15 protein-coding genes are annotated in these 15,160 nt (G+C 67.8%); 10 read left to right on the plus strand and 5 right to left on the minus strand.

Annotation, left to right across the window (positions count from 1 at the left end; genetic code table 11):
- Positions 1-111 precede the first annotated feature (111 nt).
- Entirely contained in the window at positions 112-3,234 is a 3,123-nt protein-coding gene (locus AC0IYU_RS33305) for an efflux RND transporter permease subunit (RefSeq protein WP_472126222.1), read from the minus strand.
- Positions 3,235-3,283: 49 nt separating this feature from the next.
- Positions 3,284-4,786 carry an efflux RND transporter periplasmic adaptor subunit gene (locus tag AC0IYU_RS33310; protein WP_472126225.1) on the minus strand — a complete coding sequence of 501 codons (1,503 nt, stop codon included), beginning with the start codon at positions 4,784-4,786 and terminating at the stop codon, positions 3,284-3,286.
- A 261-nt stretch (positions 4,787-5,047) separates the two neighbouring features.
- Here AC0IYU_RS33310 and AC0IYU_RS33315 point away from each other — a divergent pair, with 261 nt between their 5' ends.
- The 5 genes from AC0IYU_RS33315 (at position 5,048) to AC0IYU_RS33335 (ending at position 8,803) form a co-directional block, all read left to right on the plus strand.
- Positions 5,048-5,569 carry a DUF6622 family protein gene (locus AC0IYU_RS33315; protein WP_472126228.1) on the plus strand — a complete coding sequence of 174 codons (522 nt, stop codon included), beginning with the start codon at positions 5,048-5,050 and terminating at the stop codon, positions 5,567-5,569.
- Positions 5,570-5,619: 50 nt separating this feature from the next.
- Positions 5,620-6,576: a sterol desaturase family protein gene (locus AC0IYU_RS33320; protein ID WP_472126231.1), complete on the plus strand. Its 957-nt coding sequence runs from the start codon at positions 5,620-5,622 to the stop codon at positions 6,574-6,576.
- A complete protein-coding gene (locus tag AC0IYU_RS33325) occupies positions 6,573-6,869 on the plus strand; it encodes a 2TM domain-containing protein (RefSeq protein WP_472126234.1) in 297 nt (98 codons plus the stop codon). Before AC0IYU_RS33320 ends, AC0IYU_RS33325 begins: the two co-directional genes overlap by 4 nt.
- 62 nt (positions 6,870-6,931) lie before the next feature.
- Positions 6,932-7,945: a sensor histidine kinase gene (locus tag AC0IYU_RS33330; protein ID WP_472126237.1), complete on the plus strand. Its 1,014-nt coding sequence runs from the start codon at positions 6,932-6,934 to the stop codon at positions 7,943-7,945.
- 27 nt (positions 7,946-7,972) lie between these two features.
- The gene (locus tag AC0IYU_RS33335) at positions 7,973-8,803 is read left to right on the plus strand and encodes a LytR/AlgR family response regulator transcription factor (RefSeq protein WP_472126241.1); all 831 of its coding nucleotides are present in this window, start codon (positions 7,973-7,975) and stop codon (positions 8,801-8,803) included.
- An 80-nt stretch (positions 8,804-8,883) separates the two neighbouring features.
- On the opposite strand, the gene AC0IYU_RS33340 is transcribed toward AC0IYU_RS33335, so the two are convergent.
- Positions 8,884-9,231, minus strand: a complete 348-nt coding sequence (locus tag AC0IYU_RS33340; protein WP_472126244.1) for a hypothetical protein — start codon at positions 9,229-9,231, stop codon at positions 8,884-8,886.
- Between the two features lie 149 nt (positions 9,232-9,380).
- Between AC0IYU_RS33340 and AC0IYU_RS33345 the strand changes: the two genes are divergently transcribed.
- The gene (locus tag AC0IYU_RS33345) at positions 9,381-11,195 is read left to right on the plus strand and encodes a glutamine--tRNA ligase/YqeY domain fusion protein (RefSeq protein WP_472126247.1); all 1,815 of its coding nucleotides are present in this window, start codon (positions 9,381-9,383) and stop codon (positions 11,193-11,195) included.
- Positions 11,196-11,263: 68 nt separating this feature from the next.
- Here AC0IYU_RS33345 and AC0IYU_RS33350 read toward each other — a convergent pair whose 3' ends face one another.
- Positions 11,264-11,533 carry a hypothetical protein gene (locus tag AC0IYU_RS33350; protein ID WP_472126249.1) on the minus strand — a complete coding sequence of 90 codons (270 nt, stop codon included), beginning with the start codon at positions 11,531-11,533 and terminating at the stop codon, positions 11,264-11,266.
- A 337-nt stretch (positions 11,534-11,870) separates the two neighbouring features.
- Here AC0IYU_RS33350 and AC0IYU_RS33355 point away from each other — a divergent pair, with 337 nt between their 5' ends.
- From AC0IYU_RS33355 to AC0IYU_RS33370, 4 genes are all read left to right on the plus strand, one after another.
- On the plus strand, positions 11,871-12,434 hold the full coding sequence (locus tag AC0IYU_RS33355) for an rRNA large subunit pseudouridine synthase E (RefSeq protein ID WP_472126250.1): 564 nt from the start codon (positions 11,871-11,873) through the stop codon (positions 12,432-12,434).
- Between the two features lie 33 nt (positions 12,435-12,467).
- Complete coding sequence (locus AC0IYU_RS33360) at positions 12,468-13,391, plus strand: peptidoglycan DD-metalloendopeptidase family protein (protein WP_472126253.1); 924 nt, start codon at positions 12,468-12,470, stop codon at positions 13,389-13,391.
- Between the two features lie 73 nt (positions 13,392-13,464).
- Positions 13,465-14,421 (plus strand): restriction endonuclease, encoded by a 957-nt coding sequence (locus AC0IYU_RS33365; RefSeq protein WP_472126255.1) that lies wholly within the window; start codon positions 13,465-13,467, stop codon positions 14,419-14,421.
- A gap of 15 nt (positions 14,422-14,436) precedes the next feature.
- Positions 14,437-14,760 carry a hypothetical protein gene (locus AC0IYU_RS33370; protein WP_472126258.1) on the plus strand — a complete coding sequence of 108 codons (324 nt, stop codon included), beginning with the start codon at positions 14,437-14,439 and terminating at the stop codon, positions 14,758-14,760.
- Here the strand turns inward: AC0IYU_RS33370 and AC0IYU_RS33375 are convergent.
- Entirely contained in the window at positions 14,750-15,160 is a 411-nt protein-coding gene (locus AC0IYU_RS33375; protein ID WP_472126261.1) for a DoxX family protein, read from the minus strand. The two genes, AC0IYU_RS33370 and AC0IYU_RS33375, sit on opposite strands and share 11 nt — an antisense overlap.

Consider the following 15,160-nt stretch of genomic DNA (forward strand, 5'->3'; position numbering starts at 1 on the left):
TGGGGTCGCCTTTTCTTTGCTTACTTTCTTTTGGCGAAGCAAAAGAAAGTAAGTCGCCCGCCGGGGCGAGTCCCGGCTCCGAGAAAAAAACCAGGCAGCAAGAGAAACGATTCAAACCGCTTCCTCCTCAACCACACGCCGAGTGTTCCCCCCACCCAGCCGATCAAACGCCAGATAGATAACAGGCGTAGTGAACAAGGTAAGCAGCTGGCTGACGATCAGCCCCCCGAAAATCGCCAACCCCAGCGGCCGACGCAACTCCGCCCCATCCCCAAAACTCAGCATCAGCGGCACCGCAGCAAACAAGGCCGCGAGCGTCGTCATCAAGATGGGCCGAAAGCGCAGCAACGCCGCCTGGTGAATGGCCTCCCGCGCCGACTTCCCCTGGTTGCGCTCCGCATCGATCGCAAAGTCGATCATCATGATCGCGTTCTTCTTCACGATGCCGATCAGCAAGATGATGCCGATGATCCCGATCACCCCCAGGTCGTTGCCGGTGATCATCAGCGCCAGCAAGGCGCCCACGCCCGCCGAAGGCAGCGTCGACAGGATGGTCAGCGGATGCACATAGCTCTCGTACAGCACCCCCAGCACGATGTACACGCACACCACCGCCGCCAGAATCAGCCACAGCTGGTTGGACAGCGACTTTTCATAAGCGCCTGAAGCCCCGAGGAAGGTCATCGTCACGCTGCTCGGCAACCCGATTTCCTTTGCGGCGGCACGGATCGCATCGACGGAAGACCCGAGCGAAACGCCGGGCGCGGTGTCGAAGTTCAGCGTGCTCGCCGGGTACTGCGCCACGTGCGTGATCTGCAGCGGCGCCTGCTGCTCGGAGATCTCGGCAAAGGCCGACAGCGGCGTGGCGGTGCCCGAGCCGGCGATCAGGTTCAGCTGGCCCAGCGTCTGCGGCGTGTTCACCAGGCCGGGCTGCGCCTCGAGAATCACCCGGTACTGGTTGGTCTCGGTGAAGATCGTCGAGACGATGCGCTGGCCGAAGGCGCTGTACAGCGCATCGTCCACCGTGCTCGCGGTGATGGACAGGCGCGCTGCCGTGTCGCGGTTCACGTTCACGAACGCGGCCAGCCCTTGCGCGCCGGCGTCGCTGCTCACGTTGCGCACCTTGCTCGAGTCCTGCAGCTTGGCCACGAGCTTCTTCATCCACTCGGTGATGACCGCGCTGTCCACGCCTTCGAGCGACACGCGGTACTCGGTGGGGCCGGTCTCGGCGTCGATGGTCAGGTCTTGCGTGGGCTGCAGGTAGAGCGTGACGCCGGCCACCTGGTGCACCCGCTCGCGCAGGCGGTCCATCACCTCCTGCTGGTTGCCGTGGCTTTTCTTCAGGTTGATGAGCATGCTGCCGGTGTGCAGCATGGTGTTGTTGGCCGCGTCCACGCCCACGAAGGAGCTGAGGTTCTCGACGTCGGGGTCTTCGAGCACGGCACGCGCGGCCTGCTGCTGCAGCTGCGCCATGCGGTCGAAGGACACGTCCTGCGCGGCCTGGATGCGGCCTTGCAGCTGGCCGGTGTCCTGCGTGGGGAACAGGCCCTTGGGAATCGTGAGGTACAGCACCACGGTCAGCACCATGGTGAGCAGCGCCACCAGCAGCGTGAGCGGCTGGTGCGCAATCACCCAGTGCAGCGAACGGTCGTAGCGCACCATCACGCCGTCGAAGAACCGCTGGGCGCGCGCGCCGAAGCCGTTGCCGGCCGGGTCTTTCTTGGGCTCGTGCCTGAGCCAGCGCGCCGACATCATCGGCACCAGCGTGAGCGACACCACGGCCGAGATCAGGATGGTGATGGCCAGCGTCACCGCGAACTCGCGGAACAGGCGCCCCACCACGTCGCCCATGAACAGCAGCGGAATCAGCACCGCAATGAGCGACACGGTCAGCGAGATGATGGTGAAGCCGATCTGCGTGGCGCCCTTGAAGGCGGCCTGCAAGGGCTTCTCGCCCTCCTCGATGTAGCGCGCGATGTTCTCGATCATGACGATCGCGTCGTCCACCACGAAGCCGGTGGCGATGGTCAGCGCCATCAGGCTCAGGTTGTTCAGGCTGTAGCCCAGCAGGTACATCAGCCCGAAGGTGCCGATGAGCGAGATGGGCACCGCGATGCTGGCGATGACGGTGGCGCGCAGGCTGCCCAGGAAGGCGAAGATCACCAGCACCACCAGCACCACGGCCAGCACGAGCTCCATCTCGACGTGCTCCACCGAGGAGCGGATGCCGGCGGTGCGGTCGCTCAGCACCTCGATCTTCAGGCCGGCCGGAAAGCCGGCCTGCAGCTCGGGCAGCTGGGCCTTGATGGCATTGACCGTGGCGATCACGTTGGCGCCCGGCTGGCGCTGCACGTTCAGGATGATGGCGGGCGTGAGCTTGCCCTCGCCGCCGTCCGCCGCCTTGGTGCCGGCCCAGGCGCCCAGCTGCGTGTTCTCGGCGCTGTTGACCACCTGCGCCACGTCGATCATGCGGATCGGCGCGCCGTTCTTGTAGCTGACGATGAGGTTTTTGTAGTCGTCGACCGTGAGCAGCTGGTCGTTCGAGTTGATGGTGTAGGCCCGCTTGGGGCCGTCGAAGCTGCCCTTGGCGCCGTTGGAGTTGGCCGCGCTGATGGCCGTGCGCAGCGTGTCCAGCCCGATGCCGTTGGCGGCCAGCGCCTGCGTGTTGGCCTGGATGCGCACCGCCGGGCGCTGCCCGCCGCTGAGCGACACCAGCCCCACGCCGGAGACCTGGCTGATCTTCTGCGCGAGCCGCGTGTTGACGAGGTTCTGCACCTCGGTGAGCGGCAGCGTGTCCGAGGTGATGGCCAGCGTGAGCACCGGCGCGTCGGCCGGGTTCACCTTGGCGTACACGGGCGGCGCCGGCAGGTCGGCCGGCAGCAGCGAGCCGCCGGCGTTGATGGCGGCCTGCACCTCCTGCTCGGCCACGTCCAGCGTCTGGCCCAGCGAGAACTGCAGCGTGATGATCGACACGCCCGCCGCGCTGGTCGAGCTCATGCGGTCGAGCCCCGACATCTGGCCGAACTGGCGTTCCAACGGCGCGGTGACGGTGTTGCTCATGACCTCGGGGCTGCCCCCGGGGTAGAGCGTCTGCACCTGGATGGTCGGGTAGTCGACCTGCGGCAGGGCCGACAGCGGCAGGAAGCGGAACGCCACCAGGCCGGCCAGCACGATGGCGACCATCAGCAGCGAGGTCGCCACCGGGCGAAGAATGAACGGGCGTGAGGGACTCATCGGGCGCGGCGCTTGCTGTCGTTCTGGGGGACTGAGGGGCCTGGCGGCATCAGCGGATCGCGCCGCCCTGCGGCTGCGGCGGGCTGCCCGGCGTCAGGTTGGGCGCGGCCGGCGGCACCGACGTGGCGGGCGGCGAGGTGGGCGATTCGGCCGGCGGCGCGCTGCGCGCACCCCCCGCACCGGCACCGCCTTCGCGGCGGCCGCTGCCGCGTTCGCCGCCGCGCTCACCTCGCTCGCCCCGGGCGCCACGCCGCGCGCCCGAAGCCGCACCGGACGCCGGCACCGCCGGCCGGTCGACCGCGGTCTGCACGCGCGCGCCGTCCTTCAACCGGTCGCCGCCTTCGGTCACCACCTGCTCGCCGGCCTTCAGGCCCGACATGAGCGCCACGTTGTCCACGCTCGATTCGCCGCGCGTCACCGGACGCTGCGACACCGTGCTGTCGTCGTTCAGCACGTACACGTAGTCGCCGTTGGGGCCGTGGCGCAGCGCCGTCACGGGCACCACCACCGCGCTGCTCACGGTGCGCAGCAGCAGACGCAGGTTGACGAACTGGTTGGGGAACAGTGCGTTGTCGGTGTTGGCGAAGCGGGCCTTGGCCTTGACGGTGCCGGTGGCGGTGTCGACCAGGTTGTCGAGCGTGGCGAAGGTGCCGTTGGCCAGCCGGCGCGTGCGGGTGCGGTCGAAGGCGGTGGCGTCGAGCTTGGCGCCCTGGGCCAGGCGCTCCTGCACCTCGGGCACGCGGTCTTGCGGAATGGAAAACTCCACGTCGATGGGCGCGATCTGCGTGATGGTCGCCACGCCGTTGGTGGTGCCGGTCGAGATGTAGTTGCCCGCATCCACCGGCCGCAGGCCGATGCGACCGCTCACGGGGGCCGTGATGCGGCTCCAGCTGAGGTTGAGCTTGGCGGTGTTCTCGTTGGCACGGTCGATCGCCACGGTGCCTTCCAGCTGCTTGACCAGCGCAGCCTGGGTGTCGACGTCCTGGCGGGCGATGGAGTCCTGCCCCAGCAGCGTCTGGTAGCGCTGCAACGTGACGCGCGCCGCGGCCATCTGCGCCTCGTCGCGCTGCCGCGCGCCGGAGGCCTGCGCCAGCGCGTTCTGGAACGGCTGCGGGTCGATGGTGGCGAGCACGTCGCCCTTCTTGACCATCTGCCCTTCCTGGAACAGCACGGCCGTGAGCACCCCCGACACCTGCGGCTGCACGATCACGTTGGCCAGCGGGGTCACCGTGCCCAGTGCCTCGAGCTGCACCGGAATGTCCGACTGCTTGGCCGTGGCGATGCCGACCGTGCTGGAGGCCGCGCCCCCGCCGCCCCTTCCACCGGGGCCACCGGGGCCGCCCGGCCCGCCCTGGCGGGGGCCGCCCCCCGGTCCCGCACCGGGGCCGGCGACGGGCGTCTTCGAGCGCTGGATCAGATACCAGGCGCCGCCGCCCAGCGCCGCGAGCAGCAGCAGGGTCAGCAGGCCTCCCACCCAACGGCGCCTGCGCACCGGTGGGTGTGTGGGCGACACGTTGGCGGGCAGGGGCTCGGGTTGTTTTTCTTGTTCCATGGACGTTGCGTGCGGAGAAGACGGAGGTGCGGACCGGGTAGTACACGCGGAATGGTAGTCGCGCTCTTTGCTGGGCCGTAAAGCGACGGTAAAGCTGCCACATGTTGCCCCCCATTCGCGACGCCTGGCTGCGGTTCGCGCCGCTGTCGGGCATTCCGTCGCACGCCGGTGGCACGGGCGCCCGGGCGCCGGCACAGTCCGCCCATCGATTCCCCTCCCGTCCTTCTTCCAGATTCCTTCAACTTTCAACGGAGCGCCACCATGCTGATGCAAGTCATCCTCCATACCCCGAAGTGGGTGTTCGCCGTGTTCTTCCTGCTGCTGTGGCTCGGCGCCAAGCAACTTCTTGCCAACGACGTGAGCCTGAGCCGGGTCACGCTGATGCCCGTGGCCATGGGCGGCCTGTCGGTGTACGGCGTGATCTCGGTCTTCGGCGATGCCTTCGGCCCGCTGCTGGGCTGGGCGGCCGCGGCCGTGGTGATGCTGGCGCTGGTGCTGCAGCGCCCGCTGCCCGCCACCACCCGCTACGACGCCGCCGAGCGCCGGTTCCACGTGGCCGGCAGCCCGGTGCCCCTGATGCTGATGATGGGCATCTTCGCGACCAAGTACGTGGTGGGCGCCACCCTGGCCATGCACCCGGAGCTGCGCCAGCAAGCCCTTCTCGGCCTCGTGGTGCCGGTGATCTACGGCGCGTTCAGCGGTGTCTTCGTGGCCCGTGCCGTGCGCCTGTGGAAGCTGGCCATCCGTACCGACGCCATGGCGGCGAACGTGCGTCCGGCCTAAAGTCCTGCCTGGAATTTCCGCCCGGCCCCACCGCTTCCAGGAACCGCACCATGAACGCGCTCTTGCTGATCCTCAAGATATCCGTCACGGTGGTGCTCGCCGCGTCCATCGCCGAGGCGCTGGTGCTGTCCTTTCGCCATGGCTGGCGCAGCTACGACTGGAAGGCCTCGGCCCTCTCGGTGGTCGACTTCCTGGTGCGCGAATACCCGCTGCGCTGGCTGCTGCCGCTGGCCTTCTGGACCGGCGCGATGGACTGGTTCTACGCCCACCGCCTGTTCACCCTGCCGATGGACCACTGGAGCGGCTGGGCCGCGTGCTTCATCGGCCAGGAGTTCTGCTACTACTGGTACCACCGCGCGGCGCACCGGGTGCGCTGGTTCTGGTGCACCCACGCCATCCACCATTCGCCGAACCAGCTGAACCTGTCGGCCGCCTACCGCTTCGGCTGGACCGGCCGCCTCACCGGCACGCTGGCCTTCTTCATGCTGGCGCCGTTGCTGGGCATGCCGCCGCGGGTCGTGTTGCTCATGTTCACGCTGAACCTGCTGTACCAGTTCTGGATCCACGCCGCCTGGATACCGCGCCTGGGGCCGCTCGAATGGGTGCTGAACACCCCTTCGGCCCACCGCGTGCACCACGCCTCGAACCTGGAATACCTGGACGGCAACTACGGCGGCGTACTGATCGTGTTCGACCGCCTGTTCGGCACCTACATTCCCGAGCGCGCCGACCTGCCCTGCCGCTACGGGCTGGTGAACCCGATCACCTCGTACAACCTGCTCGAGATCGAATTCACCCAGTGGCGCGCGCTGCTGCGCGACCTGGTCTCGGCCCGCTCGGTGCGCGCCTTCGTCGGCTACCTCGTGAAGCCGCCGGGGTGGAAGCCCGACGGTCCGGGCGACACCACCGAAGAGCTGCGGCAACGCGCGGCGCTTCAGGCCGCACCGTCACACTCGGTGCCCGCGCCCGACTTCGTTCCCGTGCAGTACAACAAGGAGTTGTCATGATCCACACCGCTTCGAACCCCTCCCTTTCCGACGTCGAACGCCTTGCCCGCCGCCGCGCCGGCGCCAAGATGGGCTGGTACATCCATGCCTTCGTCTATGTGCTGGTCAACCTCGGGCTGGTCGGCCTGTCGGCCGCCAGGGGCCACACCTGGGCGATCTACCCGCTCATGGGCTGGGGCCTGGGCCTGCTGGTCCATGGCGCCGTGGTCTGGTTCGTGGCGCCGGGCGGCGGCTTCTACGACCGCCTGGTGGAGCGCGAGCGCCGCGCGCTGGGCGCCCGGGACCGCGGATGAGCGTGGCGCCGTCCCCAGCGGACGCAGGGGTCTCCAGGTTCGGATCCGAAAACCTGCGGGACATGCTGCGGCATGGCCTGATCACCGCGGTCTTCTGCTGCCTGATCGCCAGCGCGCTGACCCTCACCGACGGCGGTGGCTGGGCACCGCACCTTGTCTATTCGCTGTCGATCGGCACCATCAGCTGGCTGTTCATCGACACCAGCCGGCTGCTGATCACCGGGCACCGCGACAACACCTGGCCGCGCGGCCCCTGGGGCTACCTGCTGGTGGCCATGGGCGTGACCGTCGGCTTCCTGGGCGGCAACTTCATCGGCGACGCCTGGACCGGCGCGCCGACCTTCGACTTCCTGGACCTGGCGGGGCACAAGCTGGCGACCGGGGTCATCATCACCATCGCCGCGACGACCGGCATGTGCTTCTTCTTCTACAGCCTGGGCAAGAGCAAGCACCTGCAAGGCCAGGTCGACCTGGCCCAGCGCGCCGCCACCGAGGCGCGGCTGAAGCTGCTCGAAACCCAGCTGGAGCCGCACATGCTGTTCAACACGCTGGCCAACTTGCGCGTGCTGATCACCGTCGATCCGCCGCGCGCCGTGGCCATGCTCGACCGCCTCAACAGCTACCTGCGCATGACGCTGAGCGGTTCGCGCGCGCTGTCTCACCCGCTGTCGGCGGAGTTCGACCGGCTGGGCGACTACCTCGAACTGATGTCGGTGCGCATGGGCGAGCGCCTGCGCTACACGCTGGAACTGCCCGACGATCTGCGCGACACGCCCGTGCCGCCCTTGCTGCTGCAGCCCCTGGTGGAAAACGCCATCCGCCACGGGCTGGAGCCCCAGGTGGAAGGCGGCAGCATCGAGGTGCGCGCGCGCCGGGAGGCCGACCGGCTGGTGATCGAGGTGAGCGACACCGGTGTCGGGCTCGACGCGGCCGCGCCCTCCGAGGGCAGCGGTTTCGGGCTGGAGCAAGTGCGCGAACGGCTGGCCACGGTGTACGGCAATGGCGCCCGGCTGAACCTGGCGCCCGCGCCGGACGGCGGCACGTGCGCGGCACTGAGCTTTCCGCGGCCGAACTGACAACCGGACAACCTGACCACAGCAAAGATGCAACCCACCGCCCTCATCGCAGAAGACGAACCCCTGCTTGCCCAGGCCCTCAAGTCCGAGCTGGCAGCGGCCTGGCCCGAACTGCAGGTCGTGGCGATCGCAGGCGATGGCCGCAGCGCCGTGCGCGAGGCGCTGCGCCTGCTGCCGCAGGTGCTGTTCTTCGACATCCGCATGCCCGGCCTCGACGGCCTGGGCGCCGCCGCCGAACTGGCCGACTGCTGGCCCGTTGACGAGGCGCCGATGCCGCAGCTGGTGTTCGTCACGGCCTACGACGAGTACGCCGCCCGGGCCTTCGAGGCCCAGGCCATCGACTATGTGCTCAAGCCCGTGCAACCCGAGCGGCTGCGCAAGACGGTCGGCCGGCTCCGGCAGGCGCTGGCCGCGCGGCAGCCTGCGGCCCCACCCGCCGCGGCCGACGACGCGCTGGAACGCACGCTCGCGCAGTGGCGCCAGGTGCTGAGCGCCGCTGGCACCGCGTCAGCCACGGCGCCCCCCGCCCCGCTGCGCATCATTGCCGCCAGCGACGCCGGGGGCAGCACGGTGCGCATGGTGCCCATCGACGAGGTGCTGTACTTCGAGGCCGCCGACAAATATTTGCGCGTGCTGACGGCTTCGCACGAATACCTGATCCGCACGCCGCTCAAGCAGTTGCTGACCCAGCTTGATGACTCCACCTTCTGGCAGGTGCACCGGGCGGTGGTGGTGCGCAGCGCGGCCATCGAGTCGGTGCACCGCGACGAGGCCGGCAAGATGCACCTGATGTTGCGCGGGCGGGCCGAGAAGATTCCGGTCAGCCGGCTCTACGCCCATCTGTTTCGCGCCATGTGAAATTCGAGCGGGCGCGCCCAAACAAAAAGCCGGCCCTTGCGGAGCCGGCTTTTTCATTCAGTCACGAATGGTGTGGCAATTTAGCGCCAGTGGCCATGGCCGCGGTAGTAGCCGCGACCACCGTAACGCGGTCCGTAATAGGCCGGCGGGCCGTAGTAGACCGGGGCCGGACGGTAGTACACGGGCGCCGGCGGCTGGTAATACACCGGCGGCGGCGGTGCGTAGTACACCGGGGCGGGCGGGTAGTACGCCGGTGCCGGCGGATAGTAGGCCGGAGCGCCCACGCCCACCGCCACGCCGGGAAGGCCGACACCGACCGACCAGCTCACGTCCCCGCGGGCGCTGGCCGAAGTGGCTGCAAACAATGCACCGGCTGCCACCACACCTGCGGCGGCCCATTTGAAGAAAGTAGAACGTGTGAGGCTCATGATGTTGGACTCCTTGAATCAGTGGGCCGGGTTCGGGTATGAACCGCCCATGTGTGTATTGAACGCGGCAATTGCAAAGCGGGTGCACCGGGCAATGTGAAGAACGTTGCCAAAGGTAACCCCTAAGAGGCGCCCTCTAGAATGGCCCGATGACCTCCCCGACCGACAAAAACGGCGCCAAAACGACCGCTGCACCGAGCAATTTCCTGCGCCACGTGATCGAGAACGACCTCGAACAGGGCGCCTACGCGGGCCGCAAGTGGGGCGGATCGCCCGGCAGCGCCTCCCACCATGCCCAGGGCATGGCCGACCCGGCCAAGGTGCGCATGCGCTTCCCGCCCGAGCCCAACGGCTACCTGCACATCGGCCACGCCAAGAGCATCTGGCTGAACTTCGAACTGGCCAAGGAATACGGCGGCGTGTGCCACCTGCGCTTCGACGACACCAACCCCGAGAAGGAAGACCAGGAGTACGTCGATTCCATCCGCGACGCCGTGAAGTGGCTCGGCTACGAGACCTACCTGGCCGACCGTCCCAGCGCGCCCGGCACGATGCAGCCGCACGAGTACTTCGCAAGCAACTACTTCGACTTCATGTACGAGGCGGCCGAGTACCTCATCGGCGCCGGCCTGGCCTACGTGGACGAGCAGACCCCTGAAGAAATGCGCGTGAACCGCGGCGACTTCGGCAAGGCCGGCACCGACAGCCCCTTCCGCAGCCGCAGCGTCGAAGACAACCTTGCGCGCTTCCGCGAAATGCGCGACGGCAAGCTCGACGACGGCGCCGCCATCCTGCGCGCCAAGATCGACATGGCGAGCCCCAACATCAACATGCGCGACCCGGCGCTCTACCGCATTCGCCGGGCCACGCACCACAACACGGGCGACAAGTGGTGCATCTACCCGATGTACACCTACGCGCATCCGATCGAAGACGCGCTGGAGCAGATCACCCATTCCATCTGCACGCTCGAGTTCGAAGACCAGCGCCCCTTTTACGACTGGCTGCTCGACCGCCTTGCCGAAGGCGGCCTCATCGCCAGTCCGCATCCGCGCCAATACGAATTTGCGCGCCTGAACGTCACGCACGTGATGACCAGCAAGCGCAAGCTGCGCCAGCTGGTCGAAGAAAAGCACGTCGACGGCTGGGACGACCCCCGCATGCCCACCATTGCGGGCCTGCGCCGCCGCGGCTACACGCCCGAGGCGCTGCGGCTGTTCTGCGAACGCAGCGGCACCACCAAGTCGGGCGGCTGGATCGACTACGCCAGCCTCGAAGCCGCGCTGCGCGACACCCTCGACCCCATCGCGCCACGCGCCATGGCCGTGCTCGACCCGGTCAAGCTGGTCATCACCAACTGGGGCGAGCTGATGGGCGGCGACGATGTGCTCGACGACTGCTCCGCCCCCGTGCATCCGCACCACCCCGAGATGGGCAAGCGCGAGTTCAAGCTCGGGCGCGAGGTGTGGATCGAAAGCACTGACTACGAAGACGTGCAGCCCAAGGGCTTCTTCCGCCTGTTCCCGGGCAACAAGGTGCGGCTGAAGTACGGCCACGTCATCGAGTGCACCGGTGCCACGCGCGACGCGAGCGGCAAGCTCGTCGAAGTGCAGGCCACGCTGGTGCCCGACACGAAGAGCGGCACGCCCGGCGCGGATGCGATCAAGGTGAAGGGCAACATCACCTGGGTGGCGGCTGCGGATGCGGTGCAGGCCGAGGTGCGTCTGTACGAGCGGCTGTTCTCGGAAGCGAACCCGGGCAGCGGCGAGTTGCTGGAAGAGCTGAACAAGGCGAGCCTGGAGGTGTGCGTGGCGTTCGTGGAGCCTTCGCTCGCGACGGCGGCGCCTGGCGTCGGGGTTCAGTTCGAGCGGCACGGGTACTTCGTGCCGGATTCGAAAGCCAATGCGGATGGCAAGCTGGTGTTCAACCGTGCGGCTGGCATGCGGGACAGCTGGGGCAAGTAAGCCCGTTCGTCCCCTTCCGCCGAAGCCGGGGCCGCAATGGCTCCGGCTTTTTCTTTTTCAGCCGTGCGTTACTCCGGCCGCTTGTAGACCACGCCCAGCACCGCGCTGTTCTCGTCGGTGGTGCACACCGCCGAGCGGCCCTGCGGCCCGACCTTCAGGTTGATCGTGTAGACGCCGTCGCGCGGCGTGGAGCCGCTGTCCACGGCGATGCTGCCTGCGGGCACCCGCAGTTCGCGCGCGGCCGCGGCCACGCAGTTCTTGACGCTCGCCTCGGGCGCGCCGCCGACGCGAATGGAGGTGCTGTTGCAGGCGGCGAGCAGGAGCGTTGCGCTTGCCATGCTTGTGAGTTGGATGAGGCTTCGCATCGTCATTTGGATTTCCTGGTGTTTGGCCGGATGGAAAGAAATTAATGCGCTCAAAGGCACGCTGCGGTGCAGGACAGTCCCCCTCCAACATGTGGCCCGCTACCGATTTCTGACGCGCTTCGGCTGACTACGTCAGTAGCCTTTTGATAAGCCGTTGATTTCAAAATATTTTCCGCATGAAAGTCAATTCATCGGATCTACACGGAAAAACATTGGCTTCTCGTCGCTCGACGCCCACAGGAACCGTCTGGCAACTGGTGCGAGACTACGTGCCGCAGTTGGCCGATGCGCCACGCGACGCCACCCGCCCATGAATTTGCCCACCTCTTCTTCCCGCCTGATCCGCTTCAACAAACCCTACGGCGTCCTCAGCCAGTTCACGCCCGAGGGCCGCTGGCGCGGGCTGAAGGACTTCATCGACCTGCCCGGTGTGTACGTTGCCGGCCGGCTCGATGCCGACAGCGAGGGCCTGCTGCTGCTCACCGACGACGGCAAGCTGCAGGCGCGCATTTCCGATCCGCGCTTCAAGATGGAGAAGACCTACTGGGTGCAGGTGGAAGGCGTGCCGACCGAAGAGGCCCTTGCGGCCTTGCGCAGCGGCGTGCAGCTCAACGACGGGCCCACGCGCCCGGCCAGGGCGCGCCTGCTCGACCCACCGCCCGAGGTGTGGCAGCGCGAGCCCCCCATCCGCGAGCGCAAAAGCATTCCCACCGCGTGGCTGGAGCTGGCGATCAGCGAAGGCCGCAACCGCCAGGTGCGGCGCATGACCGCGGCCGTCGGTCTGCCGACGCTGCGCCTGATCCGCGCCGCCATCGGGCCTTACACGCTCGACGGACTGGCGCCCGGCACCTGGCTGGAACAACCCGGCGGCTGAGCCGTCGCACAACCCTTCATCCGAATCTTTTCCATGCACATCAAGCTCCCTTTCCCCGACCTTTCTTGCAGCGTCTTGAACCGCCGCGGCGCCGTGCTTGGCACCCTCGGCCTGCTTGCGCTGCCCGCAATGCACGCCAACGCCGCGGCCTCGGCCAACACCAAAACCACCAAAGCGAAGAAACAGCCGGCGCCCGACGTCTGGCCGCACGCCTCCCTCGTGCCGGGCGGCGTTGCCCGCCTCTCGCTCGGCCCCGCTGCCACGCGCCCCAAGGCCTTCGCCGGCGACGTGCCGTTGCTGGTGCTCGGCGACCCGATCGAATGGACCGCGCTGGTCGGCATTCCGCTGGCGGCCGAACCTGGCGAGGCGAGCATCACGGTGCGTGCCGAAGGCAAGCCCGAACGCCAGGTTGGCTACACCGTCGCCCCGAAGCAATACCGCGAACAGCGCCTGACGGTGGCGCCGCGCACGGTCGACCTGTCGCCCGAGGACGAGGCCCGCTACGTGAAGGAGCGCGACCACCTCACCGGCGTGATGGCCACGCTCACCGACCTGCGCCCCGACGCCGCGCTGCAGATGCGCGTGCCCGTGCCGGGCCGCCGCTCGAGCTCGTTCGGGCTGCGCCGCGTGTTCAACGGGCAGTCGCGCAATCCGCACAGCGGCATGGACATCGCCGCGGGCACGGGCACGCCGGTGCTGGCGCCGCTACCGGGGAAGGTGATCGACACGGGCGATTACTTCTTCAACGGCGGCACGGTGTGGATGGACCACGGCGGCGGGCTGCTGACGATGTACTGCCACCTGAGCCGGGTGGAAGTGAAGGTCGGCGATGTACTGAAGACCGGGCAGGCGCTGGCCGCGGTGGGCGCAACCGGGCGGGTGACAGGGCCGCATCTGCATTGGGGTGTGATGCTGAATCGGGCGATGGTGGATCCGGCGTTGTTCGTTGCGGCTTGAGTACTCACCCTGAGTCCCGGATTCCCCTCGCCTCCTAAACTCGCGCTACTCAAACAAGGGGCGGGTGGGTGCGATGGCCAAACAGACAAGAGCCGGGCGGCGCCGTGAGCGCGCAAGGAATGAACTGGCAGGCAAGGGGTGGACGGTCGTTATCGTCGGCGTCCTGCTGCTTGTGGGCCCGAGCTTCATGCAGGGCTCCATCGTCGGCACGCTCGGGCTGGCGCTTCGACCGGCTGGTTGGGGGGCGCTGACGGTTGGCGTGGTGTTGCTGGGGCTGCATTACCTTCTGGCCCGCAAGGCAGCGATCCCGACGCTTCCGGACACGGAGCGCGTTGCGCAGCAGTCGCCCATCGCCAAGGTCGCCCAACCCACGCCACCGCCTTCTGTCCAGCGGCGGGAACCCGCCTTTGCTTCAACGCCATCCGAACCGAAGCGCCCGCCTCCAGACCCCGCACCGCAGCACGTGCAGCAATGGAGCCCCGCCGTGCTCGCCGCCATCGAATGGCGTCGCTTCGAGGCCTTGTGCGAAGCGCTCTACGCGCAGGCTGGTTTCACCACGCGCAGCCAGTCGCATGGCGCCGACGGCGGCATCGACATCTGGCTTCACTCCAAGCACAGCGAGGTGCCTCGCATCGTTCAATGCAAGCACTGGCAAAGCAAGGTCGTGGGCGTGAAGGAGATGCGCGCGTTTTTTGGCGTGATGGCGTCGCATCAGTTGAAGAGCGGCACCTACGTGACCAGCTCCGCCTTCTCAGCCGATGCCGCAGCCTTCGCCAAGCAAAACGGCATCCACGCGCAGGACGGTGCCGCCCTGCTCAAGCTGATTGGCCAGCGCACGCCCGAGCAGCAGGCCGCATTGCTCGCGGTGGCTCATGAAGGCGAATACTGGCGTCCCACCTGTGCAAGCTGCGGCACGAAGATGGTCGAGAGAAACTCGTCCAGGAACGAAGGCAGCTTCTGGGGGTGCGCCAACTATCCGAAGTGCCGAGGCAGGACGATTCCGAAGTCCAAGGCATCTGCAACTGCCTGAGTCACCAGGCGAACCATGGCCGATCAACCTCTTTTCACCGAAGCCTGCCTCGACGCGACCTGTTCCCGCGCCACCCGTCGCGAAACCCTGGCAATCCTCAACACCCGCCTGCACCCCGCCCTGCAGAAAATCGTCGCAGCCGAAGTCGCCTCGGGCAACCGCGTCGTCGACGTCGGCATCGACTGGCCCGATGCGGGCTCGGTGCACGTGACGCTACACAACCACTTCGACAACCGCCACGCGAACGCCGAAGCCGTCTTCAGCCTCTGCGACGACCCGCATTACTGGCACGCCGACTACAGCACCGCGGCCAAGCCGACGCACATGCTCATCTGCTGACCGGCGTCTTCTTGGGCCACGCAGACGTGCTCCAGGCAATCAGCGCCAGCAACGCCACCTGCACCGGCAACCGCACCACCAGCGCCCAGTACGGCACGTTCGCAAACAGCTCCGGTCTCTGCAGCATGTAGAAATGCGCCGGCGTCACCGCAAGGGTGAGCAGGAACAGCCCGACGCCCGCAGCCCGCCGCGTCGGCCGCCACAGCAGCCCGGCCGCCCCGAGCAGCTCGAACACCCCGCTCACCAGCACGGCCGCGCGGGGCCACGGGATGTACGGGGGCACGATGCGCATCTCGGTCTCGGTCAGCGCGAAGTGCGCCACGCCGCCGATGGCGAACCACAGGAAGACGAACGCGAGCCCCGCCACGCGCCAGCGGCTCATGGCGGGCACCGCGTTCAT

It is taken from the genome of Variovorax sp. AC103, from assembly GCF_979254005.1.